Consider the following 24,322-nt stretch of genomic DNA (forward strand, 5'->3'; position numbering starts at 1 on the left):
GGGATAATCGAGGGGTGCCCACCTATCGCGACGAGGTCGTGGTCCTGCGCACCCACAAGCTGGGAGAAGCGGACCGCATCGTCACCCTGCTCAGCCGCCGCCACGGCAAAGTGCGCGCGGTGGCCAAGGGTGTCCGGCGCACGTCATCGCGATTCGGATCGCGCCTGGAGCCCTTCATGGTCGCAGACGTGCAGCTCTACCAGGGCCGTTCGCTCGACATCGTGCAGCAGGCCGAATCGCTCGGCTCCTACGGGGCGGACATCGTCGTCGACTACGACAGCTACACGTCGGCGAGCGCGATGGTCGAGGCGGCGGACCGGCTGAACGAAGCCGAGGCGACCCCCCAGCAGTACCTGCTCCTGGTCGGAGGACTCCGGGCGCTGTCGATGCGCGAGCACTCCGCCCGACACATCCTCGACTCCTACCTGCTGCGGGCGATGGCGTTGTCGGGATGGGCGCCCGGACTCGAAGAATGCGCCCGATGCGGCGCCCCGGGTCCGCACGACGCATTCGTCGCGCAATCCGGCGGCATGGTGTGCGCCGCGTGTGCGCCGACCGGGGCCGCGCGGGTGCATCCGGCGGCCGTCTCCCACCTCGGTGCGCTCATCCGCGGAGACTGGGTCGCCGTCGACGACGCCCCCGCCGCCGCCACGACCGCTGCGTCCGGGCTCATCGCCGCCTACGCCCAGTGGCACCTCGAGCGCGGCATCCGATCCCTGTCCCACGTCGAAAGCCGCCCGTGAGCCCCAAGCCGTACACTCATCGCGACGCCGTTCCCTACCGTCCCGTCGACTGGACGGGCGAGTACCCGCCCGCGTTCCCGCCGGGCGCCGCGCCCTCCCACGTGGCCATCGTCATGGACGGGAACGGACGGTGGGCCAATCGGCGCGGCCTCACGCGCGTGGAAGGACACAAGGCGGGCGAGGCGGCGCTGCTGGACGTCGTCGCCGGCGCCATCCAGGCGGGCGTCCGCCACCTGTCGGTGTACGCGTTCTCAACGGAGAACTGGTCGCGCTCTCCCGACGAAGTCCGCTTCCTCATGGGATTCAACCGCGACGTGCTGCACCGTCGTCGTGATCAGCTCAACGAGTGGGGCGTGCGCGTGCGGTGGGCCGGACGCAAGCCCCGCCTGTGGTCCTCGGTCGTTTCGGAGCTGCAGTACGCCGAGCGGCTCACCGCGGGCAACGACGTGCTCACGCTGACCATGTGCGTCAACTACGGCGGGCGCGTCGAGCTCGTCGACGCGATGCGCGGCATCGCCGACGATGTCGCGGCGGGGCGACTGAAGCCTCGCGCCGTGTCCGAGAAGCTCATCGCGCGACGGCTGTACCAGCCGGACATGCCCGACGTCGACCTCTTCGTGCGTTCCAGCGGCGAGCAGCGCACCTCCAACTTCCTGCTGTGGGAGAGCGCGTACGCGGAGTTCGTCTTCCTCGACACCCTCTGGCCCGACTTCGGCAGGAAGGATCTGTGGCGGGCGATCGACCTGTACCTCGGCCGGGAGCGACGATTCGGGGCCGCCGTCGACACGCCCGATGAGGCCGTCTGATGGCCGCGACGGAATACGGCAGGGCGTGAGGATGTTGCCTCCGGCATGACGGATGCCATCGCGATCGACGTCTGGTCGGACATCGCCTGCCCCTGGTGCTACATCGGAAAGCGGAACCTCGAGAAGGCGATCGCCTCTCGCGGCGAGGGCGTCCCCGACGTGCGTGTCACCTTCCACTCCTTCGAACTGGCGCCGGAGACGCCCGTCGACTTCGACGGCGGAGAAGCGGAGTATCTGGCCGCGCATAAGGGAGTCGACGCGGCGTCCGCTCAGCAGATGCTCGATCGTGTCAGCGGTGTGGCCGCCGACGCCGGCCTCGAGTACCGCTTCGATCTGCTGCGTCACACCAACACCGTGAAGGCTCACCAGCTGCTTCACCTGGCCAAGGAGCGCGGGCGTCAGCACGAGATGAGCGAGCGACTGATGGCCGCCTACTTCACCGAGGGTCGTCACCTCGGCCGCGACGACGAGCTGGTGGCCCTCGCGGCGGAGGTCGGTCTCGATGCGGACGAGGTGCGACACGCACTCGAGCACGAGGTCTACCTGGAGGCGGTTCGAGCGGATCAGGCGCAGGCGAGCGCCTACGGCATCACCGGGGTGCCCTTCTTCGTCATCGACGGTGCCTACGGCGTCAGCGGCGCACAGCCGCCGGAGGCCTTCGGACAGATCCTGAAGCAGATCGCGAGCGAGCGGACGGCGGAGGTCGTCGTCGATCCGGCCTGAGAACCCGCGGGTCGCCGTCAGGAGGTCAGATGCTGCTCGATCAGCCGCAGGATCTCCGGGTCGTCGGGTGAGGTGGTGGGGCGGAAGCGGTGCACGCTTCCATCCGGTGTGACGAGGAACTTCTCGAAGTTCCACTTCACCGCCCCCGCCTTGCCGTTGCCGTCCTTCGCCGTCTTCAGCGCCGCATAGAGGGGCGCGGCGCCGCGGCCGTTCACCTTGATCTTGTCGTTGACGGGGAAGCTCACGCCCCACGTGGTGGCGCAGTAGTCGAGGATCTGCTCCATCGAGCCGGGCTCCTGGCCCAGGAACTGATTGCACGGGAAGCCGACGACCGTCAGCCCGCGATCGCCGTAGGTGCGCTGCAGCTGCTCGAGCTGCTCGTACTGGGGAGCCAGACCGCACTTGGAGGCGACATTGACGACGAGAGCGACGCCGTCGCCGTACGACGCGAGGGTCGCCTCGTGGCCGTCGGCAGTGGTGAAGGGGATGTCTCGCACAGCGGAGGCAGCGGTCATATCCCCAGGGTACGGCGGCGCCCGCGCGTGGGGTCCGCGTCTGGGAGAATGGTCCGGATGAACACCACCGTCACCGCGCCTGCAAGCGCCCTGCGCATCGGGCCGATCGCCCTGGATGCGCCGGTCGTGCTCGCCCCCATGGCGGGCATCACCAACACCGCCTTCCGGCGGCTGTGTCGCGAGTACGGCGCGGGTCTGTACGTCAGCGAGATGATCACGTCCCGTGCGCTGGTTGAGCGGAACGCCACCACGATGCGCCTGATCACCCACCACGAGTCCGAGACGCCGCGATCCATCCAGCTCTATGGCGTGGACCCGTCTACCGTCGAGAACGCCGTGCGACTCCTCGTGGCGGAGGACCGGGCTGATCACATCGACCTCAACTTCGGGTGTCCCGTCCCGAAGGTCACGCGCAAGGGGGGTGGGGCGGCACTGCCGTGGAAGAGCGGGCTCTTCCGCGACATCGTGACGCGAGCCGCGCGCGCCGCCGAGCACGTGCCCCTGACGGTGAAGATGCGCAAAGGCATCGACGCGGACCATCTCACCTACCTCGACGCGGGCCGGATCGCCGAAGACGCCGGTGTCACGGCCGTCGCCCTGCACGCCCGTACCGCGTCGGAGTTCTACTCGGGCAGCGCGGACTGGTCTGCGATCGCCGCACTCAAGGAGGCCGTCACGAGTGTGCCGGTCCTCGGCAACGGCGACATCTGGTCGGCGGACGACGCCGCGCGCATGATGCGCGAGACCGGTTGCGACGGCGTCGTGGTCGGTCGGGGATGCCTCGGCCGACCGTGGCTGTTCGGCGATCTCGCCCGACGGCTCGGTGGACCCGGAACGGCTGCGCCGCCCGTCGATGCGACGCTCGCCTTCGTCGCCGACGCCTTCCGTCGCCATGCCGAGCTGCTGATCGAGTTCTTCGACGACGAGAGCCGTGGGTGCCGTGACATCCGCAAGCACGTGGCGTGGTACTTCAAGGGGTATCCGGTCGGCGGTGATCTGCGTGCCCGCTTCGCGACGGTCTCCAGCCTCGCGGAAATCGACGACCTGATCGGAGAGCTCGACCTGTCCGCGCCGTACCCGGGTGCCGCCGCAGAGGGGCAGCGCGGGCGAGCGGGCAGTCCCAAGCGGCCGGCGCTTCCCGAGGGATGGCTCCACTCGCGTGAGCTCGCCGCGGACGCGTCCGGCGCGATGGCCGAAGCGGAGCTGGATCACAGTGGCGGGTGACGACGACGCGATGCGGTCGGAGCGCCCGGCCGGGTACGACGATGATGACGCCGCGCGTTTCCACGCCGAGCAGCACCGCTCTCACCGCGACGGATTCGCGCGTGATCGCGCACGCGTGCTCCACTCGGCCGCGCTTCGCCGGCTCGCCGCGAAGACCCAGGTGCTGAGCCCGGCTTCCCCGGCCGATTTCGCGCGAAACCGTCTGACGCACTCGCTCGAGGTGGCACAGGTCGGCCGTGAACTCGCGACCGCGCTGCACCTGTCGCCCGACGTCGTCGACACGGCCTGCCTCAGCCACGACCTCGGCCATCCGCCGTTCGGACACAACGGCGAACGAGCGCTGAACGACTGGGCGGAAGACGTCGGCGGATTCGAGGGCAACGCGCAGACGCTGCGCATCCTCTCCCGCCTCGAGCCCAAGGTGCTCGGACCCGACGGCCAGAGCCACGGCCTGAATCTCACGCGTGCGAGCCTGGACGCCACGTGCAAGTATCCCTGGACGGCGGAGCATCCCCTGCCCGACCCCGGTGGGCGGCTGAAGTTCGGGGTGTATCCCGACGACGAGCCGGTCTTCCACTGGATGCGCGCCGGTGCCCCCGGCAGGGTGCGCTGCATCGAGGCGGAGGTGATGGACCTGTCGGATGACATCGCCTACTCCGTCCACGACTTCGAAGACGCCGTCGTCAACGGCTACCTCGATCCGCGGCGGCTCTCGGACACCTCGGAGCACGAGGCGCTGCTGACGGCCATCCAGTCATGGGTCGGATACGACTTCGCTCGAGATGAACTCGCCGACGCCCTGTTCCGGCTGATGCGGCTGCCGGAGTGGATCAATGGATTCTCCGCACGCCGGGCCGACCTCGCCCGTCTGAAGAACCTCACCTCCGACCTCATCGGCCGCTTCGCCCGCGCCGCGACGACCGCGACGCGGGAGGCGTATGCCGGCCCCGTTCTCACGCGCTACCGCGCGCACGTGGTGGTGCCTCGGGTGATTGAGGCCGAGATGGCCGTGCTGAAAGGGATCATCGGTGCCACGGTGGTCTCGATCGACGGGCGCAAGGAGCTCTACAGGGAACAGCGACGCGTGTTGAAGCGCTTGGCGTCGGCGCTGTGGGACTCGCCTCAGGCGCTGGACCCCCAGTACGCCGACGACTTCGACGCCGCGGCCGACGATGACTCCCGCCGTCGCGTCGTGGTCGATCAGGTGGCGAGCCTCACCGATCAGGTCGCGATCGCCTGGCACGGCCGCCTGGTCGGCGAGGTCGACGCCGCCTCGTTGGGGGTCTGGGCTCCGCGCTACAGCGAGCCGCGGCCGTCGGGGGCTCCTCGTCCACGCGGCGAGGTCGGGGTCTGATGGCCGGACTGATCCGTCAGGCGGACGTCGACGAGGTGAAGGCGCGTACCAACATCGCCGACATCATCGGCGAGCGCGTCGCCCTCAAGCCCGCGGGCGTCGGATCCATGAAGGGGCTCTGTCCGTTCCACGACGAGCGCAGCCCGAGTTTCAACGTGCGGCCCCAGGTCGGCTTCTACCACTGCTTCGGATGCGGTGAGTCCGGTGACGTGTACACGTTCCTCCGTCGCATGGACCACCTGAGCTTCTCGGAGGCGGTCGAGCGTCTCGCCGCGCGCATCGGCTACGCGCTGCACTACGAGGACGGCGGGGCTGCGCCGCAGAACAGCGGCCGCGCGCGCCTCTACGAGGCGAACGCGGCGGCGGCGGAGTACTTCCGCGCGCAACTGGCGACACCGGATGCCGACGCCGGGCGCCGCTTCCTGGGCGAGCGCGGGTTCGACGCCGGCGCAGCGGCGCACTTCGGCGTGGGGTACGCGCCGCGCGGCTGGTCGGGGATGCTCGACGCGCTCGGTGCACGCGGGTTCCGTCGGGAGGAGCTGCTGGCCGCCGGCCTCGTCTCCCAGGGGCAGCGGGGGGTGTACGACCGATTCCGCGGTCGCCTGGTCTGGCCCATCCGCGACGTCACCGGGCAGACGATCGGTTTCGGCGCCCGGCGCCTGTACGACGACGACAACGGTCCGAAGTACCTCAACACGCCCGAGACGCCGATCTATCGCAAGGCGCAGGTGCTGTACGGCCTGGACCTGGCCAAGCGAGACATCTCCCGGGATCACCGCGTGGTGGTCGTCGAGGGCTACACCGATGTCATGGCGTGTCACCTCGCAGGGGTGACCACCGCCGTCGCCACGTGCGGCACGGCCTTCGGGTCCGATCACATCACGGTCCTCAGGCGCGTGATGGGAGACGACTCGCAGGCCGGCGAGGTCGTGTTCACCTTCGACCCGGACGCCGCCGGGCAGAAAGCCGCGCTTCGCGCGTTCGCCGATGCCAAGCGCTTCAATGCACAGACCTATGTGGCCACGGGCCCGCAGGGACTGGATCCGTGCGACCTGCGTCTCCACCGCGGCGACGGTGCGGTCCGCGGCCTCGTCGAGTCGAAGTCGCCGATGGTCGAGTTCGTCCTGGACCAGCGGATCGCCGCCTACGATCTCGCGTCCGTGGAGGGTCGGATCGGGGCCCTGCGGTCCGCGGCACCGGTGGTCGCCGACCTGCGCGATCCGCTCATCCAGCCGGAGTACATCCGCGTGCTCGCTCGTCGCCTCGGAATGGACACCGAGGATGTCCGACGCGAGGTCGAGCGTGCCGGCCGACGCGAGCCGGAGGACCGTCGTCGCATGAGCGCTGCGCCCGCGGCGCGGCCGGACGACGACGGTTCCGCCTCGGTGTCGCGCGCGACCGTCGCTCAGCTCCCGCGTACGCCGGATGCCGCCCTCGAGCGGGATGCCCTGATGGGATTCCTTCAGTTCGGTCACCGCCTCGACACCGCCCTGCTGGCGCGTGCCGTCGACCAGCCATTCCGCACTCCCGCGCTCGAGGCGGTTCGGCAGGTCGTGGCGCAGACGGCCGACGTGACCCGGCCCGGCTGGTCGGTCGAGGCGATCGATCAGGTGCGCGAACCGTACCGCTCGCTCGCCTCGGAACTGCTGACCATGCCGTTTCCGGCATCGACGGTCGAGAGCGCGGAGGCGTCGACCGCGGATCTCGCGCGGCGCCTCGTGCGACGCGGACTCCAGACCGAGAAGACGGAGCTTCTCGGAGCGATCCAGCGGGTGCCCGCCGACAGTGAGCAGGGGCGACGTATCCGACTGCGACTGCGTGAGCTCGACGTCGAGCGCCAGCGGCTCGACGCCGAGGACTGACGAATGCGCGCTGGTGATCGGTGCGCGGACACGGCAGGATGTCGGTATGGCGTCGCGGATCGAAGAAGCGGACGTGGCCGTCCGGGCCGATGATCTCTCGATCTCCCGGGCGGGTCGCGGTGCACCGGACGAGCGTGTCGTGGACGGGCTGTCCTTCACGCTGCCATACGCGCATGCGCTCACGATCATGGGCCCGACCGGTGCCGGCAAGTCGAGCCTCCTCGCGGTCATCGCCGGCGCCGGCGAGTCCGGCCTCGCCGTCGTCGGGGGCGACGCGCGCGTGCACGGCATCCGGGTCCGACGTCCGGGGCGGGCGCTGCGCCGACTGACGTATCTCACGGGCTACCTGCCGCAGTCCGCCGGCGCGAAGCTGCCGTCCCGCTTCACGGTGTCGGAACTGATCGGTCAGCCCATCACATCGCGTGACAAGAACGTCAACGCCCGCGCGCTGGCCGTCCGGGTCGCGGGGCTGCTCGACGAGATGCAGCTCCCGCTGGGCGCGGCCGCGAAGTATCCGTATGAGCTGAGCGCGGGCATGCGCCAGCGGGTCGCGTTCGCGCAGGCGCTCATCCTCGATCCGAAGCTTCTCGTCGCCGACGAGCCGTTCGCCAATCTCGACGTCGAGGTGCGGGCGGCGGCCCTCGCAGCGCTGCTGCGACGCCGTGACGAGTACGGCATGGCCGCGCTGGTCGGCACCAACGACCGCGATGTCGTGCGCGGGCTCGAGGCTGATGTGATCGTCATGCGGTCCGGGCATGCGATCGCCGCCGGCCGGGGAGCGGATGACCTCCTCTGGACGCCCAGCGGCGACGCGGATCACCGGCTGGTGGCCGCCGCGAAGCCGTCCGACTGATTTCCTCCCGTCGGGCGAATCCTGTTAGGATCATCTGGTTGCCCGCGCAGCGGGGATATTCCTCCATAGCTCAATTGGCAGAGCAATCGGCTGTTAACCGGTAGGTTCTTGGTTCGAGTCCAAGTGGGGGAGCGGAAAGCCTCGACCTTCGCAGAGAAGGCCGGGGCTTCGTCGTTTCCACCGGCCGTCGTGCTGGATCCCCGCGGAGTTGCGGGGTGATCGACCCGGGCAGGGCGGTGCCGTTTTGATCCCGTCCGTTCGCTTCCGATAGGTTCGGTCCCACCCGACATCGGAAGGTCTCCGTCATGCCGCAGCGCCGTTCGCGCACCCCGGCGCGCGCCGCGGGGTGGGCCGCGCTGTACCTCACCATCGCACTCGGCCCGCTGATCCTCAGCCTGATCCAACTGGATCCCGGACGTGGGTTCTGGGTGAACCTGTCGGTGGCCGCGGGATTCGTCGGGCTTTCCTTGATGGGGCTCCAATTCGTCCTCGCCGCGCACACCGTGCGCACCGCGCGCGTGTTCGGACTCGATCTGCTCCTGCGTTTCCACCGGCAGATCACCTGGCTGATCGCGCTCCTCATCTTCGCTCACCCGATCATCCTCTTCCTCTGGGATCCGCGCTTCCTCGCTCTTCTGGATGTCGCTCAGGCGCCGGCCCGTGCGCGCTTCGCGGTGGTGAGCGTGGTGCTTCTGGCAGTGCTCATCGTGACCTCGATCTGGCGGCGGAGGCTGCACATCCGATACGCGGTCTGGCAGGTGATGCACAGTGTGCTTGCGACGCTGATCGTCGTGACGGCACTCGTGCACGTTCTGCTGATCGGGTACTACGTCGACGAGCCGTGGGAGAAGGCGCTGTGGGCGTGCTATTCACTCGCGTTCGTCTCGATCGGCGTCTGGGTGCGAATCGTGCGCCCGATCCTCCGCTGGCGACGACGCTGGAGGGTCGTCGCCGTCGAGAACGAAGCGGCGGGTTCGTCGACGATCGAGCTGGAGCCGGTCGATCCGAGGTCGTTCGGCCCGCGCGGATTCGAGTTCGAAGCCGGGCAGTACGCGTGGATCCATGTCGGGGGTTCGCCTTTCGCGATGACGTACCATCCCTTCTCGTTCTCCTCCAGCGCGCAGAGCCCGGGGCGGGTACGGTTCACGATCAAGCCGGAGCAGGGCTTCACCGCGACAGTTCCGGATCTGTCGCTCGGCAGCGTCGTCTACCTCGATGGGCCGTGGGGCCACCTGACGATGGAACGCAACGATGCGAACGGGTTCGTCTTCATCGCCGCCGGCGTGGGGGTGACCCCGATGCTGAGCATGATCTCCACCCTCGCCGATCGAGGCGACGACCGCGACTGTCTGCTGATCCTGGGCAACCGACATGAAGATCGCATCATCGGCGCCGACCGGCTGCGCGAGCTCCAGGAGCGCATGCCGAACCTCGAGGTGGTGCACGTCGTCAGCCGCCCGGGTGACGGCTGGGATGGCGAGACCGGCCGCATCCGCACCGACGTGCTGGATCGCGTCTTGCCGACGGATCGGCGCGAGCGCGCCTACTTCCTCTGCGCGAGCGGTCCGGTCATGGACGCGGTCACAGTCGCCCTCGCCACGCTGGGGATACCGGATGCGCACGTGAGCGCCGAGCGATTCGCGATGGCCTGACGGAGTGGGGACATGAGCGGGAAGAAGATCGTCGGCCTGCGCGAGAAGCGCGTCACACGGATCGTGTGGGTGGTGTCTACGGCGGTCGTCGCCGCCTGCGTCGGGTGGGGCGTGCTCGCTCAGGTGATGGTGCCGGATGCCTGTACGGTCGACCCACCGCCCGCGAACGCGCAGTATCTGCACTGCGACTGAGGTCGGTCCATGATCACCCGTTGAGGGGCCGACGCTCGGCGTGCGTTACGCCTCGAGCTCGTCCACCCCGGGGGTCCAGGCGGCGCCCGGTCGTCCCCAGCCGCGCTTGCGGGCGATCTTCTGCACGGTCTTCCAGTCGCCGTCGTCCAGTCGATCGACGTAGAGGACGCCCTCGAGGTGGTCGAACTCGTGCTGCAGGATCCGGGCGCGCCATCCGTCGACCTCGAGTGTCACGGGCATGCCGTCGAGGTCGATGCCCGTCACCCGGACGGTGTCCGAACGACGGAGCGGAAATCGCTCGCCGGGGAACGAGAGGCAGCCCTCCGACTCCTCGTCCGGATCGGGTGCGCCCGGCTCCAGGGGACGCATCCACAGCTCGGGGTTCAGGATCACCCCGCGCCAGGGATGGCCGTCGTCGTCTTCGTACGCGTAGGTGAAGATGCGCAGCGGCACGCCGACCTGCGGCGCGGCAAGGCCCACGCCCGGCGCAGCATCCATCGTCTCGAACATGTCCGCCACGAGCGCGCGGATCTCGTCGGTGACGGACTCGACGGGGGAGGCGGGGCCGTGGAGGACCGGATCGCCCATGATGCGGATCGGAAGTACGGGCACGTCCGACAGCGTAACCTCCGGACGCCCGGGTATCGTCGAAGCGTGATCGCTATCGATGTCGGCAGTGTCGAGGATGTCGGCGATCAGCTCGTGGGCGCGTTCCAGGATCCGGGGATCCTCATCGGCATCCCGCTCGCCCTCATCGGCGCGGTCTTCATGTCCTTCGGGGCGCAGTATCAGCACCGAGGGGTGACCAAGGTGGAGCGCCTGAGCGGAGGGACGCAGAAGGGCCTGACCGCTGCGCAGCTCGGCCGGCTCCTGGCGCGCCCGTCGTGGGTGCTCGGCACGGTCATGCTGGGTCTCGCCATCGTCTGTCAGCTCTCGGCTCTGTCGTTCGCGCCGCTCATCGTGGTGCAGCCGCTCGGAGCGATCGCGCTCGTGATCACGACGCTCCTCAACGCCAAGATCAGCGGCCATCGGCCGACGCGGCGATCCGTGATCGCGATCGTGGCATGCGTGGGCGGCATCTTCCTCTTCGTGACCATCGCCGCCCTGTTCGCCACCGAGACGCCCCTCAGCGACCGGCAGCTGATCACCGTCCTTCTCATCCTCGCGGTGGTCGCGGTGCTGTTCAGTGCGGTGTGGCTGTGGCGGCGTCACCACGTCGGCGCGCTCTTCTACATCATGGCCGCGGGCATCCTCTACGGATTCGTGGCGACGCTCGCCAAGGTCGTTCTCAGCCGCATCGAGTCTGGAGATTTCGAGTGGCTGACCCTCACCTGCGTCGCGGCACTTCTCATCGTGACCGCGGTCGGGGCGTACTTCGTGCAGTCCGCGTACTCGTCGGGGCCTCCCGATCTCGTCATCGCCGGACTGACCGTGATCGATCCGATCGTCGCCGTCGTCATCGGACTCACGGTCCTCGGCGAGGCGCAGAACGCACCCCTGTGGGCCTACATCGGGTTCGCCGTCGCCGGCGCCATCGCCGTGTGGGGGGTGTTCCAGCTCGCACGTCACCACCCCCAGATCATCTCCGACAGCCAGGAACTCCCTCTGGAGCGGGGCAGCGACGGCAGCGGCTTCGACGGACCCCATCCGCCGACCGGGTCCACGCGGCTGGGAGAGGCGGTTGCGAAGGTCTGGCCGGAGCCGCCGATCAACGATCCCGACGACGACGCCCGGTAGGCTCGTACGAGGTCATCCCGGTCGGGATGCCGGGGGCGGTGGCCAAGCTGGTCAAGGCAGCGGGCTCATAACCCGACGATCGTGGGTTCAAGTCCCACCCGCCCTACTCACGGTGAGCCCACGCAAGGGGTTCCCGCTCCATCGGGCGCGTCGATAGGGTCGGAGGGACCCGAGAGGAGACGCGGATGCGGCTGGCAATGGTGGGACTCGGACGCATGGGGGCGAACATCGTGCGCCGCCTCATGCGCGACGGACACGAGTGCGTCGTCTACGACGTCAACGCCGACGCGGTGTCCGCGCTGGCGGGGGAGGGGGCGACGCCGGCGACCGACGTCGCCGACATGGTGTCGAAGCTCGAGGGCCCGCGGGTGGTGTGGCTCATGATTCCGGCGGGGCTGACGGGCACGGTCGTCACAGAGGTCGCCGAACACCTCGCGCCGGGTGACATCATCATCGACGGCGGGAATTCGAACTACCGCGACGATGTGCGTCGCGCGGCGGTTCTGCGGGAGGAAGGCATCCACTATGTCGACGCCGGCACGAGCGGAGGTGTGTTCGGGCTCGAACGCGGCTACTGCCTGATGGTCGGCGGCGCCGACGAAGCGGTTCGAACGATCGAGCCCGTGCTGCGCACGATCGCGCCCGGACCGGGTGAGATCGATCGCACGCCCGGTCGGTCGGGGGAATACGCTCCCGAGGAGCTCGGCTACCTGCACTGCGGACCCGCGGGTGCCGGCCACTTCGTCAAAATGGTGCACAACGGCATCGAGTACGGCATCATGGCCTCCCTCGCGGAGGGGTTCAACATTCTGCACAACGCGGATGCAGGAGTGCGCGAGGCCGAGCACTCCGCGGAGGTCGCTCCGCTCGAGGAACCGGATTTCTACCAGTTCGACATCGATGTGCCGAAGATCGCGGAGCTGTGGCGGCGAGGCTCGGTCATCTCCTCCTGGCTGCTCGATCTCACGGCTGCCGCCCTCGAGCAGAGCCCCGACCTGAACGGGCTCGCCGGCCGTGTGTCGGACTCGGGAGAGGGGCGATGGACCGTCAAGGCCGCCGTCGACGTCGGTGTGCCGGCGCCGGTGCTCGCCGCGTCGCTTTTCGAGCGCTTCGCCTCCCGGGATGAAGACCAGTACGCGAATCAGCTGCTCTCGGCGATGCGCCTCCAATTCGGCGGGCACCAGGAGCTGCCCACCGGCGATCGCCTCGAGGCGGGGTCGCGCAAGGCCGAGTGAGTCGTCAGTCGGCCCACAGGTAGGAGTACTTCACGAACACCTCCGGCGCGAGGCCCGCTTCGACGAGGACGCCCTGGATGGCGGTGAGCATGTAGCGCGAGTCCCACCCCATGTACAGGAAGTGCTCGTCGTCGAGGCGGTCCCACTGACCGGTCCACGACATCTCCGGGTACACCGGCCCACCCCGGCGCGCGCTGAAGGTCTCCACCGATATGCGCGAGTCGGCCCACAGGCGCTTGAAGACCCGGTTGAAGAGGTACTTCACGTCGGGGACCTCCCAGTGCTCGCCGACGTACTCGACGTAGGCGAACTCCTTCTGCCATCCGCGCGGCCATCCTCGGCGCGGTACCGCATCGAGGATGGGCGTCAGCCCGTCGTCATCGATGACGATCGGGCCGCGACGCGGCCACGTGGTCATGAACGCGGCTGCAAGTGACGCCGAGCGCGCCGAGATCGCCGCCGTGTTCCACTGCTCGGCCCTCGCAGCCTCCGCCGTCAGCGGGATGGCGCTGCGCTCGAGGACGGCGCGCTTGGCGGGGAAGGACGCGCCGAAGGACGCCATCGCGGCATCCTCCTCCAGGAGGACGATGTTGCCGAGGGTTGCGGCAAGAGCGCGATGGGCGTTCTGCGTGTCGTCGTCGACGTCCGACCACGCCGTGCGTCCGTCGCCCGTCCAGTCGTCGGAGGGGGCGAGGGGGAGGATGTGGTCCACGTCCACATCGGCGACGTCGTCGACGCCCGCCAGCCGGGACATCACGTAGATCGCATGCGGGAGCTCGGTGAACTTCAGCGCCACGCGGACGCGGTCGTCCGAGGGAGTGAGCCGGGAGATGGCGAGCGTGAGGGCGTCCACACCGTCGTCCAGCGCCCGGAGGAGCCTCGCGACGAGACGCTCGTTCGTGAGGCGCACGATCGTACGACGCAGCTGAAGCGACTGGAGCTGCTCGAGGACCGTCACCAGCGTGGGCTTGTCGATGACGCCGGTGGTCCATTCGCGATGCACGCGCATCATGAGGGGGAACATCCCCGCGCCGAAGACCGAGAGCCAGCGCAGGTGACGGGAGACGTCCGGGTCCGCTTCGCGTGCCGGGTCGAGGAGCACGCCGTACACCTCTGCATAGGCGCGCCAGGCTTCGGCATGGGTGCGCAGTGCCGCCGGTTCCAGCCGCGGAAAATGCGTCCGGAAGGCCTCGTAGACACCACGCCCACGTGTGACGGCGACCTCGCGGCCTCCGATCATCACCAGATAGTGGTTCCAGAAGTCCGCGATCCGCTCGCCGGTGTGCCGTTCGATGGGGAGCCAGAACTCGTCCTCGATGGCGGTCTGCTCGCCGTGTGACAGGCCCATCAGCACGTAGTTGTGGATGAGTTCGTGGTCGCGCAACGGCTCGCCGGTGGAGTTGAGCGACTCGAAGATCTGCTGGGCGTTCGCGCCGGGGCCGAGGGTGATCGCGACGTGCTCGAGCTTCTGCAGACCTCGCCAGACCCGCGCGACCTCGTCGGGGCGCACCTGGCTGCGGAAGAAGGCGTAGTTGTCGTCGAAGCGGGAGTCACGCACGGCGTCCCCGCGCGAGTCGGTGACGACCGCCTCGAACACGTTCGCCCAGGCGCGATGCGGGCGCAGCTTGGTCGCGCGTGCGTCGGGATGCACGAGGACCTGCTCGAGCTCACCGGCCAGCAGCGGGTCGTGGTCCCGCACGGTGTGGTGCAGCGCGGCGACGAGGAGCATGAGCGTGGTGATCCGCTGCTGCCCGTCGATCAGGACGAGCTCGGACAGACGATCGGTGCGCATCTCAGCGCTCAGGATCGATCCGATGAAGTGCATATGACGCTCGTCCGAATCGGCGACCGCGCGGATGTCGGCGAGCAGCTGTTCGCAGCCGCCGATGTCCCAGCGATACTGCCGTTGGTACACCGGGACCACGATCGTGGCGTCCGCGGCGGACAGCCAGGCGACGGTGTTCACCGCGTGGGCGTCGATGTTCGTGGCAGTGAGCATGGGGCGCTTCGCTCCGTTCGTTGCAGGCCGCCGTCGAGTCTAGTGAACCGGGTCGGCGACCACGGGGCGCCGACCGGCGGCGAGGTAGGCTTGCCTAAGTCGGGCCTGTAAAAACGTGCTGGCCCCGAACGGAAAGGTCATGATTCGCATCATGGGTTACATCAAGAGCGCCGCTCTCGAATCGACCGGCTTCGTCGTGCTCGACCCGTACGACAAGGAGATCGACCCCAAGGAGTGGCTCGAGATCGAATACGTCGACTGGAAGTCCTCCGGCGACACCCGCTTCGCCCCGCTGGCGTCGGCCAAGGGCGAGATCGAGTGCAACGGCTTCTGGAACCACGAGCCGCCGCGCACCGACAAGGACGGCGTCTGGATCGACGAGCAGACCGAGAAGGCGCCGACCCTCACCGCGCGGGCCAAGGAGCCCGGTGCCAACGTCGGACGGTGCCGCATCATCGAGCTGCAGCCGAACTCCTACGCGGACTGCCTCTACAACCTGCACCAGGACGACAACAACCGCCTCAACCCCGACGGCACCGGCTGGGTCGTGCGTGGGTTCTTCAACCTCACCGACGACAAGGACAGCTATTTCGTGCTTCGGGAGAACCGCAGCGACCCGAGCATCGAGTACCGGATCGCGCTGCCCGCCGGTGCGCAGCTGATCGTCGACACGCAGCGTCTGTGGCATGCGGTGCACCACCAGGGTGACGAGCCGCGATACTGCCTGATCACCTCGTGGGAGTCGGGGCCCGAGCTCGACGAGTACATCGCGCGTTACAACGGCCAGCCCACGACGGAGTACTACGAGATCTCGGAAGAAGTCCGGGAGGCCGGTCAGGCCGAGCAGGCGCGGCGCGACGCCGCACGCGCTGCGTACTACGCCGCCAAGGGCCAGAAGGAGAAGCTCGCGATGAGCGAGGCCTGAGTTCGAACATCCTCCGCGAGCCCCCGGCGATATCGTCGGGGGCTCGCGGCGTGTCGCGGCCGGATCCCTTGTGATTATCGGCCGCATCGGGTGATAATGACGGCAGACAACCGAACACGTCCGCCACGCTCCGTGGTGCCAGGTCGTAGGGGAAGACGCACCTGACAACGAAACGGAGACATCATGGCGACATCGCGTTCTCGCGGAGTGGTGTACGTCCACTCCGCACCTCGCGCGCTCTGCCCCCACCTCGAGTGGGCGGTGGGTCGCGCCATCGGCCGAGCAGTGAATTTCGAGTGGTCCGAGCAGCCCGTCCAGCCCGGCACGCGTCGTGCCGAGTTCTACTGGGACGGTCCCGCCGGTACGGGTGCGGCGCTTGCCAGCGCCATCCGCGGCTGGGAGCACCTTCGCTTCGAGGTCACCGAGGATCCCTCGCCCGGGCACGACGGCGGCCGGTGGCTGCACACGCCGGGGCTCGGCATCCATTTCGCGCAGACCGACGCCGTCGGCAACATCGTCATCGGCGAGGATCGCCTCCGCTACGCGATGGAGGTCGCCGCCGGCGATGCGCGGGAACTCCAGCGCGAACTCGACGTCGCGCTGGGAGCCGCGTGGGACGAGGAGCTGGAACCCTTCCGGCACGCCGGTGACGAGGCGCCCGTCGTGTGGCTGCACAAGGTGGGGTGAGGCCCGGCACAGACTCAGGAACGGCGAGGCGCCACTACCGAAGCTCGGAGGAGGACACCCGGGACGCGAGAAAGCGAATCGCCGCCTGTACCCCAGATGCGACCCCAGTGCATCTGCTCACGACGAAGCCCCCGCACCCAGGCGGGGGCTTCGTCACGTGAGGTCAGGCCGAGGCCAGCGCCACGACGGCGTTGTGGCCGCCGAAGCCGAACGAGTTGCTGATCGCCAGCTGGTCGCCGCGGCCGAGCTCAACCTGTGAGCCCGAGATGTTGAAGGGGACGGCCTCGTCCTGTGTCGTGATGTTGATCGTCGGGGGCGCGAGCCGGTCCTGAAGCGCCTTCACGGTGAACATCGCCTCCAGCGCGCCGGTTCCGCCGAGAAGGTGTCCGGTCGAGGCCTTCGTCGCCGACACGGGGATCTCCTCGATGCGGGGGCCGAACACCGATTTCAGGGCCGTGTACTCGTTCGGGTCTCCGACCGGCGTCGAGGTGGCATGCGCGTTGATGTGCGTGACGTCGTCGGGCGAGGCGTCGGCGGAGGCGAGTGCCATCTCCACGGCGCGCTGTGCGCCGTGGCCCTCGGGATCGTTGGCGGTGATGTGGTACGAGTCGGCCGTGACGGCGCCGCCGACGACGTAGGCGTAGATCGTGGCGCCTCGGGCGCGGGCGTGTTCTTCCGACTCCAGGATCAGCACCGCGGCACCCTCGCCCATCACGAAGCCGTCGCGGTCGACGCTGCAGGGGCGCGAGGCGGTGGCGGGGTCGTCGTTGCGCCGCGACAGCGCCTGCATCGACGCGAACGACGCGATCGTGATCGGGTGGATCGCCGACTCGGTACCGCCGGCGATCACGACATCGGCCAGGCCCGTGCGGATGTGCTCGGCCGCGTTCACGATCGACTCGGTGCTCGACGCGCACGCGCTGGCGACCGTGCGGGCGAAGGCGCGAGCGCCGAAGTGCAGGGACAGGTTACCTGCGGCGGCGTTGGGCATGAGCATGGGAACGGTCATGGGCATCACCCGACGGGGGCCCTTTTCCCGCAGGGTGTCCCACGCATCGAGCAGGGTCCACACGCCGCCGATGCCGGTGGCGAAATCGACGCCGAGGCGCTCGGGCTCGACCTCGGGCGCGCCGGCGTCCGCCCAGGCCTCCATCGCCGCCACCATCGCGAACTGCGATGCCGGGTCCAGCCGCCTCGCCATGGGACGCTCCAGCACCGTCTCCGGTCGCACGGCGGCCTGCGCGGCGAACGTGACGGGCAGCTGGTTCTCCTCCACCCAGTCGTACTCGAGCGTGCGTGTGCCGGACGCGCCGGCCAGCAGTGCGGACCAGCTCTCGGGGGCGGTGCCGCCGATCGGCGACGACGCGCCGATTCCGGTGACGACGATGCGTGACGCGGTCATGGGGAAGGAACTCCTCGTGAAAGAACGCTGGTGGGGGCCGGCGCCCCCACCAGAAGGGTTACGCCTGGTTGGACGTGATGTAGGTGACCGCGTCGCCGACCGTCTTGAGGTTCTTGACCTCGTCGTCGGGAATGGTCACGCCGAACTTCTCCTCGGCGTTGACGACGATGGTCATCATCGAGATCGAGTCGATGTCCAGGTCGTCGGTGAACGACTTCTCCATCGCGACCTCGTCCGCCGAGATGCCGGTCTCGTCGGTGATCAGTTCGGCGAGTCCGGCGAGGACCTCGTCATTGGTGAGTGCCATGGTGTTCTCCTTGTCTGTCGGGGATGCTGGCGCCGCGCGCGGGCCGTTGATCAGTCTAGGGCGGTGGTCGGGCCGCTCACGGCAGCACCACCACCTGCGCGCCGAAGACCAGTCCGGCGCCGAATCCGATCTGCAGGGCGAGCCCGCCGCTGAGTTCGGGATGCTCTTCGAGCAGCCGGTGCGTGGCGAGGGGGATGGACGCCGCGGAGGTGTTCCCCGTCGTGGCGATGTCGCGTCCGACGGCGACGGTGTCGGGGAGGCCGAGCTGCTTGGCGAATTCGTCGATGATGCGCATGTTCGCCTGATGGGGGACGAACGCGGCGAGATCCGACGCCTCGACGCCGGCCTCCTCGAGAGCCTGGCGCGCGACTTTGACCATCTCCCACACCGCCCAGCGGAAGACGGTCGGACCTTCTTGACGCAGGGTGGGCCAGGGGGCGTTTCCGTCGCGGAAGTCCGTGAGCGTGTGGTTCATCCCGACGGCGTCCGCCTTGGATCCGTCCGAGCCCCATACCGTCGGTCCGATGCCGGGCGTGTCACTCGGGCCCACGACGACCGCGCCGGCCCCGTCGCCCAGGAGGAAGGAGATGCTGCGGTCGGTGGGATCGACGATGTCGCTGAGCTTCTCCGTGCCGATGACGAGCGCGTACTCGGCCGCACCGGAGCGGATGAGGGCGTCAGCCTGCGCCACCCCGTATGCGAAGCCGGCGCATGCCGCGTTGAGATCGTATGCGGCGGCGGGGTTCGATCCGACGCGATCGGCGACGATGGCCGACACGGAGGGCGTCTGCTTCGGATTGCTGATCGTCGCCACGATGACGGCGCCGATCCGATCGGCGGGAACACCCGAGCGCGCGATCGCCTCTTCCGCGGCCGATGCGGCGAGATCGATGGCTGTGGTGCCGGGGGTCGCACGCATGCGCGTGATGATGCCGGTGCGCTGTCGGATCCATTCGTCGCTGGAGTCGATGGGTCCGACGAGGTCGTCGTTGGGCACGGCGTTCTCGCCGCGGGCGGCGCCATACGAGTAGATGCGGGTGTGCGCGGCGCCCCGGGACTGCCGGAGGGTGGGGGTCATGAGTGAGGGCTCCGCTCAGGAGGTGGATGGGCTGAGGAGTTCGGCGGCGGCGAGCAGATCCGCCGGGGTCTTCACGGCGACCGCCGGCGTGCCGCGCAGTGCGCGCTTGGCAAGCCCGGTGAGGGTGCCGGCCGGTGCCAGTTCGACGAGACCGCTCACGCCGGCATCGGCGAACGCGGACATGCACAGGTCCCAGCGCACCGGGGAGGCCACCTGCTCGACGAGGAGGTCCAGGAAGAAGGCACCCTCGGTCACGCTCGATCCGTCGCGGTTCGTCCACAGCCGCACGTGCGGATCGTGCGTGGCGACCTCCGCGGCGGCGAGCCGCAGTTCGTCGACGGCCGGGGTCATCGCCTCGGTGTGGAATGCACCCGCGACCTGCAGGGCGACCACGCGGGTGCCGCGCACGGGCTCGGCCGCGAGGGCATCGAGGGCGGAGAGGGAGCCGGCGGCGACGAGCTGCCCGCCGCCGTTGTGATTGGCGGCGGTGAGGCCGAGTTCCGCCAAGCGGTCGAGCACGGCGACGGTGTCACCGCCGAGGACGGCGCTCATGCCGGTCGGCGACGATGCAGCTGCAGCCGCCATGGCGCGTCCGCGCAGACCGACGAGGCGCATCGCATCCTCCTCGGTGAGCACACCCGCGGCGGCGGCTGCCGTGAATTCACCCACCGAGTGGCCGGCGACACCGGCGACGTGGTCGTCTCCGAGGGCATTCCACGACAGCAGCCCGGCGGCGACGATCAGCGGCTGCGCGACGGCGGTGTCGCGGATCCGGTCGGCGTCCCACTCCGTGCCGGCGGCGACGAGGTCGACGCCGGACCACTCCGAATAGGCCGCGAGCCGCTCGCGGGCGCCGTCGAGTTCGAGCCAGGGGGTCAGGAAGCCCGGGGACTGCGAACCTTGACCGGGGAAGATCGCGATGAGCACCATCCCATCCTGCCAAGGATCAGCCGATGCGATGTGTGGCATGCCGCACAAGTGTCCCGGCATCGTTTGTCGCATCGCCACAGCACGATCTCGGTCGAGGTGCTTGCGGACCGAGGTCACGACAGGCGACGCGGGGCGCTCCGACGTCGTGTCGCGTCGGTTCCGATGGAGCCGAGGACGAGCGAGGTCTGCAGGATGAGGGCCTCCCGTGGTCCGGTCGCATCCCAGCCGATCACCTCGGAGACCCGTTTGAGCCGATAGCGCACCGTGTTGGGGTGCACGAACAGCTCGCGCGCGGTCGCCTCGAGGGACCGCCCGTTGTCGAGATAGCTCCACAGCGTCGTGACGAGATCGGTGCTGTGTGCCTGAAGCGGGCGATAGATCCGCTCGACGAGGGTCTGCTTTGCCAGGGGATCACCGGCCAGCGCTCGCTCGGGCAGGAGATCGTCGGCCTCGACGGGACGCGGAGCATGTCGCCACGCGCGTGCGACCGCGAACCCCGCCAGCGCCGCCCGGGCGCTCTGGCTGGCGTCCACGAGTGCCGGAACGACCGGGCCCAGCACAAGGTGACCCGCCCCGAAACCGGGCTCGAGACGTTTGGCGATCTCGACGAAGGGGAGCGCGCCGGATCCTTCGTCGGTGCGCACCGGATCCTCGGCGCGCCCGATCACGAGAACGAGCCGCGATCCCTGTACGCCGATCAGCACGTCCACGCCGAGCTTGCGTGCGGTGCGGCGCAGCTGATCGACGTCGAACTGCGCCGGGGTCGTGCCCACGAGCACGGCCACCTCGCCGTGGCCGTGCCACCCGAGGGCGGCGATCCGGCTGGGGAGCTCCTCGTCGGCCTCACCCGTGAGGATCGAGTCGACGACGAGGGCCTCCAGGCGCGCATCCCACAGCCCGCGGGCCTCCGCGGCGCGGGCGTAGACATCCGCGGCGGCGAAGGCGACCTCTCGCGAGTAGAGCAGGATGCCTTCCCGAAGGTCCTCGCCCTTGCCGGCCACGCGCTCCTCGGTGACCTCGACCGTGGCCCGGATCAGCTGCAGCGTCTGCTGCAGGCTCACGCTCCGGAGGAGTTCGCGAGGCGCGGCCGCGAAGATGTCGGACGCAATCCACGGCGTCGAGCCGGGATCGTCGTACCACTGGATGAACGAGGTGATGCCCGCCTGGGCGACCAGGCCCACCGCCGACCGACGCGCCGGCGGCATGTCGGCGTACCACGGCAGCGACTCCTCGAGGCGCTTGATCGTGGCGGTGGCCAGGTCACCCGAGATGCGACGCAGCCAGGCGAGCGTCTCGTCCTTGTCCATCTCCGCGGAGCGGGGCGGCATGCGTCCGGTCAGCTCTCGCCGCCCGCGTTGCCACTGGTGCCGGCGGTGACATCGTGGAGGCGGTACTTCTCGATCGCCTGCGCGGACAGCGACCGGTCGACCGTGCCTTCCGCCGCGAGCGCCTGCAGCGCCCGGACGACGATGGAAGGTCCGTCGATCTTGAAGAAGCGGCGCGCGGCGGGCCGCGTGTCGGAGAAGCCGAAGCCGTCCGCGCCGAGTGTGACGAACTGCTGCGGAACCCAGGGTCGGATCTGGTCCTGCACGGCGTGCATGAAGTCGCTGACCGCGACGACCGGTCCCTCGCCGTCCCGCAGCTTCTCGGTGACGTAGGCCGTCCGTGCTTCTTCGTCGGGGTGGAGGAAGTTGTGCTCGTCGGCGGCGAGTCCGTCGCGACGCAGCTCCGTCCAGGACGTCACCGACCAGACGTCGGCCTGCACTCCCCAGTCGTCACGCAGCAGCTGCTGCGCCTCGAGGGCCCACGGGACCCCGACGCCCGATGCGAGGAGCTGCGTACGCGGTCCCTCGCCCTCGGCGGCGGAGATGCGGTGCATGCCGCGCACGATGCCATCGACGTCGACGCCCTCCGGCTCGGCCGGCTGCACGAGCGGCTCGTTGTACACCGTCAGGTAGTACATGACGTTCGGGTCGGGGTGGTTGCCGCCGTACATGCGCTCGATGCCGGCGCGCACGATGTGGGCGATCTCGTACCCGTAGGCCGGGTCGTACGACACGGTGGCGGGGTTGGAGGAGGCGAGCAGGTGCGAATGACCGTCCGCGTGCTGCAGACCTTCCCCGGTCAGGGTCGTGCGGCCGGCGGTCGCGCCGATGATGAACCCGCGCGCCATCTGGTCGCCCGCCGCCCACTGCGCGTCGCCGGTGCGCTGGAAGCCGAACATCGAGTAGAAGATGTACACCGGGATGAGCGGTTCGCCGTGCGTCGAATACGCCGTGCCGACACCGGTGAACGCGGCCATCGCGCCGGCTTCGTTGATGCCGACGTGCATGATCTGGCCCTGCGGGCTCTCCTTGTAGGCCAGGAGCAGCTCGCGGTCCACGGACGTGTAGTGCTGGCCGTTCGGGTTGTAGATCTTCGCCGTCGGGAAGAAGGCGTCCATGCCGAACGTCCGTGCTTCGTCGGGGATGATCGGCACGATGCGGTGTCCGAAGTCCTTGGCGCGCAGCAGATCCTTCAGCAGGCGAACGAAGGCCATGGTCGTCGCGACCTCCTGCGTGCCCGACCCCTTCTTCGGCAGTGCGTAGGCCTTGTCGTCGGGAAGCTGGAGACCCACGTGATGGGTGCGTCGCTCGGGAAGGAAGCCACCGAGCGCGCGTCGACGCTCCAGCATGTACTGGATGGTCTCGTCCTGCTCCCCGGGGTGGAAGTACGGCGGCAGGTAGGGGTTCTCCTCGAGCTGCGCATCCGAGATCGGGATGTGCATCGCGTCGCGGAAGTGCTTGAGGTCCTCCAGCGTCATCTTCTTCATCTGGTGCGTCGCGTTGCGCCCCTCGAAGTGTGGGCCGAGGCCATAGCCCTTGATCGTCTTGGCGAGGATGACCGTCGGCTGGCCCTTGTGCTCGCGCGCCGCCTTGAAGGCCGCATAGACCTTGCGGTAGTCGTGCCCGCCGCGCTTGAGGTTCCAGATCTGCTCGTCGGAGTAGTCCTTCACCAGGGCGGCGGTGCGCTCGTCGCGCCCGAAGAAGTGCTCGCGCACGAAGGCGCCGTCTTCGGTCTTGTACGTCTGGTAGTCGCCGTCCGGAGTGACGTTCATGAGGTTGCGCAGGGCGCCGTCGTCGTCGCGCCCCAGGAGCTCATCCCACTCGCGACCCCAGATCACCTTGATGACGTTCCAGCCCGCCCCGCGGAAGAAGCTCTCCAGTTCCTGGATGATCTTGCCGTTTCCACGGACGGGGCCGTCCAGGCGCTGCAGGTTGCAGTTGACCACGAAGGTCAGGTTGTCCAGCCCCTCGTTCGCCGCGACCTGGAGCTGCCCGCGGCTCTCGACCTCATCCATCTCGCCGTCGCCGAGGAAGGCCCAGACCTGCGAGTCGGCGACATCCTTGATGCCGCGGTTCGCGAGGTACTTGTTCGTCATCGCCTGGTAGACGGCGTTGATGGGCCCGAGGCCCATCGAGACGGTGGGGAACTGCCAGAACTCCGGCATGAGACGCGGATGGGGGTAGGAGGGGAGCCCGTGCGGCGCGGCGGACTTCTCCTGACGGAATCCGTCGAGCTGGTCCTCGCTCAGCCGCCCCTCGAGGTAGGCGCGGGCGTAGGTGCCGGGGGAGGCGTGTCCCTGGATGAAGATCTGGTCACCGCCCGACGGATCGTCCAAGCCGCGGAAGAAGTGATTGAAGCCGACCTCGTAGAGGGCGGCGGACGAGGCGTATGTGGAGATGTGGCCGCCCACCGCGATGCCGGGGCGCTGCGCACGGTGCACCGTGATGGCCGCGTTCCAGCGGATCCACGCGCGGTACCGGCGCTCGAGCTCCTCGTCGCCGGGGAACTCCGGCTCCGCGTCGGGCGCGATCGTGTTGATGTAGTCGGTCGTCGGGACCATCGGCACGCCGAGGTGAAGCTCCTTCGACTCCTTCAGGAGGCTCAGCATGATCTCGCGTCCGCGTTCGTGGCCGCGAGCGTCGACGAGCTGCTGCAGCGACTCGCGCCACTCCGCGGTCTCGTCGGGATCGCTGTCGAGAGGGCCCTGGGAGTACGGATCCTGGTCGTGGACAGTCACGGGAGACCTTTCGTCTGATGGCAGATCGTGCCAAG

General features: G+C 69.0%; 22 protein-coding genes and 2 tRNA genes. 15 read left to right on the top strand and 9 right to left on the bottom strand.

The features are described 5' to 3' along the window. The first annotated feature begins 14 nt into the window (after nucleotides 1-14). The 3 genes from recO to B3S45_RS00760 are packed head-to-tail and all read left to right on the top strand — an operon-like array spanning nucleotide 15 to nucleotide 2,272. Complete coding sequence (gene recO, locus B3S45_RS00750; protein WP_286716862.1) at nucleotides 15-743, top strand: DNA repair protein RecO; 729 nt, start codon at nucleotides 15-17, stop codon at nucleotides 741-743. Continuing rightward, the gene (locus B3S45_RS00755; protein WP_194385288.1) at nucleotides 740-1,549 is read left to right on the top strand and encodes an isoprenyl transferase; all 810 of its coding nucleotides are present in this window, start codon (nucleotides 740-742) and stop codon (nucleotides 1,547-1,549) included. Before recO ends, B3S45_RS00755 begins: the two co-directional genes overlap by 4 nt. Nucleotides 1,550-1,594: 45 nt before the next feature. Then, entirely contained in the window at nucleotides 1,595-2,272 is a 678-nt protein-coding gene (locus B3S45_RS00760; RefSeq protein ID WP_286716865.1) for a DsbA family oxidoreductase, read from the top strand. Nucleotides 2,273-2,289: 17 nt separating this feature from the next. Here B3S45_RS00760 and B3S45_RS00765 read toward each other — a convergent pair whose 3' ends face one another. Beyond that, nucleotides 2,290-2,787: a glutathione peroxidase gene (locus tag B3S45_RS00765; RefSeq protein WP_194385290.1), complete on the bottom strand. Its 498-nt coding sequence runs from the start codon at nucleotides 2,785-2,787 to the stop codon at nucleotides 2,290-2,292. A 57-nt stretch (nucleotides 2,788-2,844) separates the two neighbouring features. On the opposite strand from B3S45_RS00765, the gene dusB reads away from it, so the two are divergent. The 7 genes from dusB (at nucleotide 2,845) to B3S45_RS00800 (ending at nucleotide 9,924) form a co-directional block, all read left to right on the top strand. Then, a complete protein-coding gene (dusB, locus tag B3S45_RS00770; RefSeq protein ID WP_194385292.1) occupies nucleotides 2,845-4,011 on the top strand; it encodes a tRNA dihydrouridine synthase DusB in 1,167 nt (388 codons plus the stop codon). 10 nt (nucleotides 4,012-4,021) lie between these two features. Further along, nucleotides 4,022-5,365, top strand: coding sequence for a deoxyguanosinetriphosphate triphosphohydrolase (locus tag B3S45_RS00775; RefSeq protein ID WP_286717085.1), 1,344 nt, complete (start codon nucleotides 4,022-4,024; stop codon nucleotides 5,363-5,365). Beyond that, nucleotides 5,365-7,227, top strand: a complete 1,863-nt coding sequence (gene dnaG, locus B3S45_RS00780; protein WP_194385293.1) for a DNA primase — start codon at nucleotides 5,365-5,367, stop codon at nucleotides 7,225-7,227. Before B3S45_RS00775 ends, dnaG begins: the two co-directional genes overlap by 1 nt. A 46-nt stretch (nucleotides 7,228-7,273) precedes the next feature. Continuing rightward, nucleotides 7,274-8,080 (top strand): ATP-binding cassette domain-containing protein, encoded by an 807-nt coding sequence (locus tag B3S45_RS00785; RefSeq protein ID WP_194385295.1) that lies wholly within the window; start codon nucleotides 7,274-7,276, stop codon nucleotides 8,078-8,080. Nucleotides 8,081-8,139: 59 nt separating this feature from the next. Then, nucleotides 8,140-8,212, top strand: a tRNA-Asn gene (locus tag B3S45_RS00790). A 173-nt stretch (nucleotides 8,213-8,385) separates the two neighbouring features. Next, a complete protein-coding gene (locus B3S45_RS00795) occupies nucleotides 8,386-9,732 on the top strand; it encodes a ferredoxin reductase family protein (protein WP_286716869.1) in 1,347 nt (448 codons plus the stop codon). Nucleotides 9,733-9,744: 12 nt separating this feature from the next. Then, entirely contained in the window at nucleotides 9,745-9,924 is a 180-nt protein-coding gene (locus B3S45_RS00800; protein WP_286716871.1) for a hypothetical protein, read from the top strand. Between the two features lie 45 nt (nucleotides 9,925-9,969). On the opposite strand, the gene def is transcribed toward B3S45_RS00800, so the two are convergent. Continuing rightward, nucleotides 9,970-10,536, bottom strand: coding sequence for a peptide deformylase (gene def / locus B3S45_RS00805; RefSeq protein WP_194385300.1), 567 nt, complete (start codon nucleotides 10,534-10,536; stop codon nucleotides 9,970-9,972). 51 nt (nucleotides 10,537-10,587) lie between these two features. Here def and B3S45_RS00810 point away from each other — a divergent pair, with 51 nt between their 5' ends. The 3 genes from B3S45_RS00810 (at nucleotide 10,588) to gnd (ending at nucleotide 12,896) form a co-directional block, all read left to right on the top strand. After that, nucleotides 10,588-11,661, top strand: a complete 1,074-nt coding sequence (locus tag B3S45_RS00810; RefSeq protein WP_390178138.1) for a DMT family transporter — start codon at nucleotides 10,588-10,590, stop codon at nucleotides 11,659-11,661. 32 nt (nucleotides 11,662-11,693) lie between these two features. Next, nucleotides 11,694-11,767, top strand: a tRNA-Ile gene (locus B3S45_RS00815). A gap of 79 nt (nucleotides 11,768-11,846) precedes the next feature. Next, on the top strand, nucleotides 11,847-12,896 hold the full coding sequence (gene gnd, locus B3S45_RS00820; protein ID WP_286716875.1) for a phosphogluconate dehydrogenase (NAD(+)-dependent, decarboxylating): 1,050 nt from the start codon (nucleotides 11,847-11,849) through the stop codon (nucleotides 12,894-12,896). Nucleotides 12,897-12,900: 4 nt separating this feature from the next. Here gnd and B3S45_RS00825 read toward each other — a convergent pair whose 3' ends face one another. Further along, on the bottom strand, nucleotides 12,901-14,895 hold the full coding sequence (locus B3S45_RS00825; RefSeq protein WP_286716877.1) for a GmrSD restriction endonuclease domain-containing protein: 1,995 nt from the start codon (nucleotides 14,893-14,895) through the stop codon (nucleotides 12,901-12,903). A gap of 151 nt (nucleotides 14,896-15,046) precedes the next feature. Here B3S45_RS00825 and B3S45_RS00830 point away from each other — a divergent pair, with 151 nt between their 5' ends. Beyond that, complete coding sequence (locus B3S45_RS00830; RefSeq protein WP_071043728.1) at nucleotides 15,047-15,820, top strand: hypothetical protein; 774 nt, start codon at nucleotides 15,047-15,049, stop codon at nucleotides 15,818-15,820. A gap of 183 nt (nucleotides 15,821-16,003) precedes the next feature. Beyond that, entirely contained in the window at nucleotides 16,004-16,507 is a 504-nt protein-coding gene (locus B3S45_RS00835; protein ID WP_071043422.1) for a DUF3145 domain-containing protein, read from the top strand. A 163-nt stretch (nucleotides 16,508-16,670) separates the two neighbouring features. Here B3S45_RS00835 and B3S45_RS00840 read toward each other — a convergent pair whose 3' ends face one another. From B3S45_RS00840 to aceE, 6 genes are all read right to left on the bottom strand, one after another. Further along, complete coding sequence (locus tag B3S45_RS00840; protein WP_071043423.1) at nucleotides 16,671-17,909, bottom strand: beta-ketoacyl-[acyl-carrier-protein] synthase family protein; 1,239 nt, start codon at nucleotides 17,907-17,909, stop codon at nucleotides 16,671-16,673. Nucleotides 17,910-17,967: 58 nt separating this feature from the next. After that, nucleotides 17,968-18,216, bottom strand: a complete 249-nt coding sequence (locus B3S45_RS00845; RefSeq protein ID WP_071043424.1) for an acyl carrier protein — start codon at nucleotides 18,214-18,216, stop codon at nucleotides 17,968-17,970. A gap of 76 nt (nucleotides 18,217-18,292) precedes the next feature. Then, nucleotides 18,293-19,294 (bottom strand): beta-ketoacyl-ACP synthase III, encoded by a 1,002-nt coding sequence (locus B3S45_RS00850; protein WP_194385306.1) that lies wholly within the window; start codon nucleotides 19,292-19,294, stop codon nucleotides 18,293-18,295. A gap of 15 nt (nucleotides 19,295-19,309) precedes the next feature. Continuing rightward, on the bottom strand, nucleotides 19,310-20,221 hold the full coding sequence (locus B3S45_RS00855) for an ACP S-malonyltransferase (RefSeq protein WP_071043729.1): 912 nt from the start codon (nucleotides 20,219-20,221) through the stop codon (nucleotides 19,310-19,312). Nucleotides 20,222-20,337: 116 nt separating this feature from the next. Next, complete coding sequence (locus B3S45_RS00860) at nucleotides 20,338-21,552, bottom strand: PucR family transcriptional regulator (protein WP_071043426.1); 1,215 nt, start codon at nucleotides 21,550-21,552, stop codon at nucleotides 20,338-20,340. 8 nt (nucleotides 21,553-21,560) lie between these two features. Next, nucleotides 21,561-24,287, bottom strand: a complete 2,727-nt coding sequence (gene aceE / locus B3S45_RS00865; RefSeq protein ID WP_286716885.1) for a pyruvate dehydrogenase (acetyl-transferring), homodimeric type — start codon at nucleotides 24,285-24,287, stop codon at nucleotides 21,561-21,563. Between the last annotated feature and the right edge of the window lie 35 nt (nucleotides 24,288-24,322).

The sequence above is a fragment of the Microbacterium sp. UBA1612 genome, assembly GCF_002321605.1.
Classification (GTDB): Bacteria; Actinomycetota; Actinomycetes; order Actinomycetales; family Microbacteriaceae; genus Microbacterium; species Microbacterium luteum.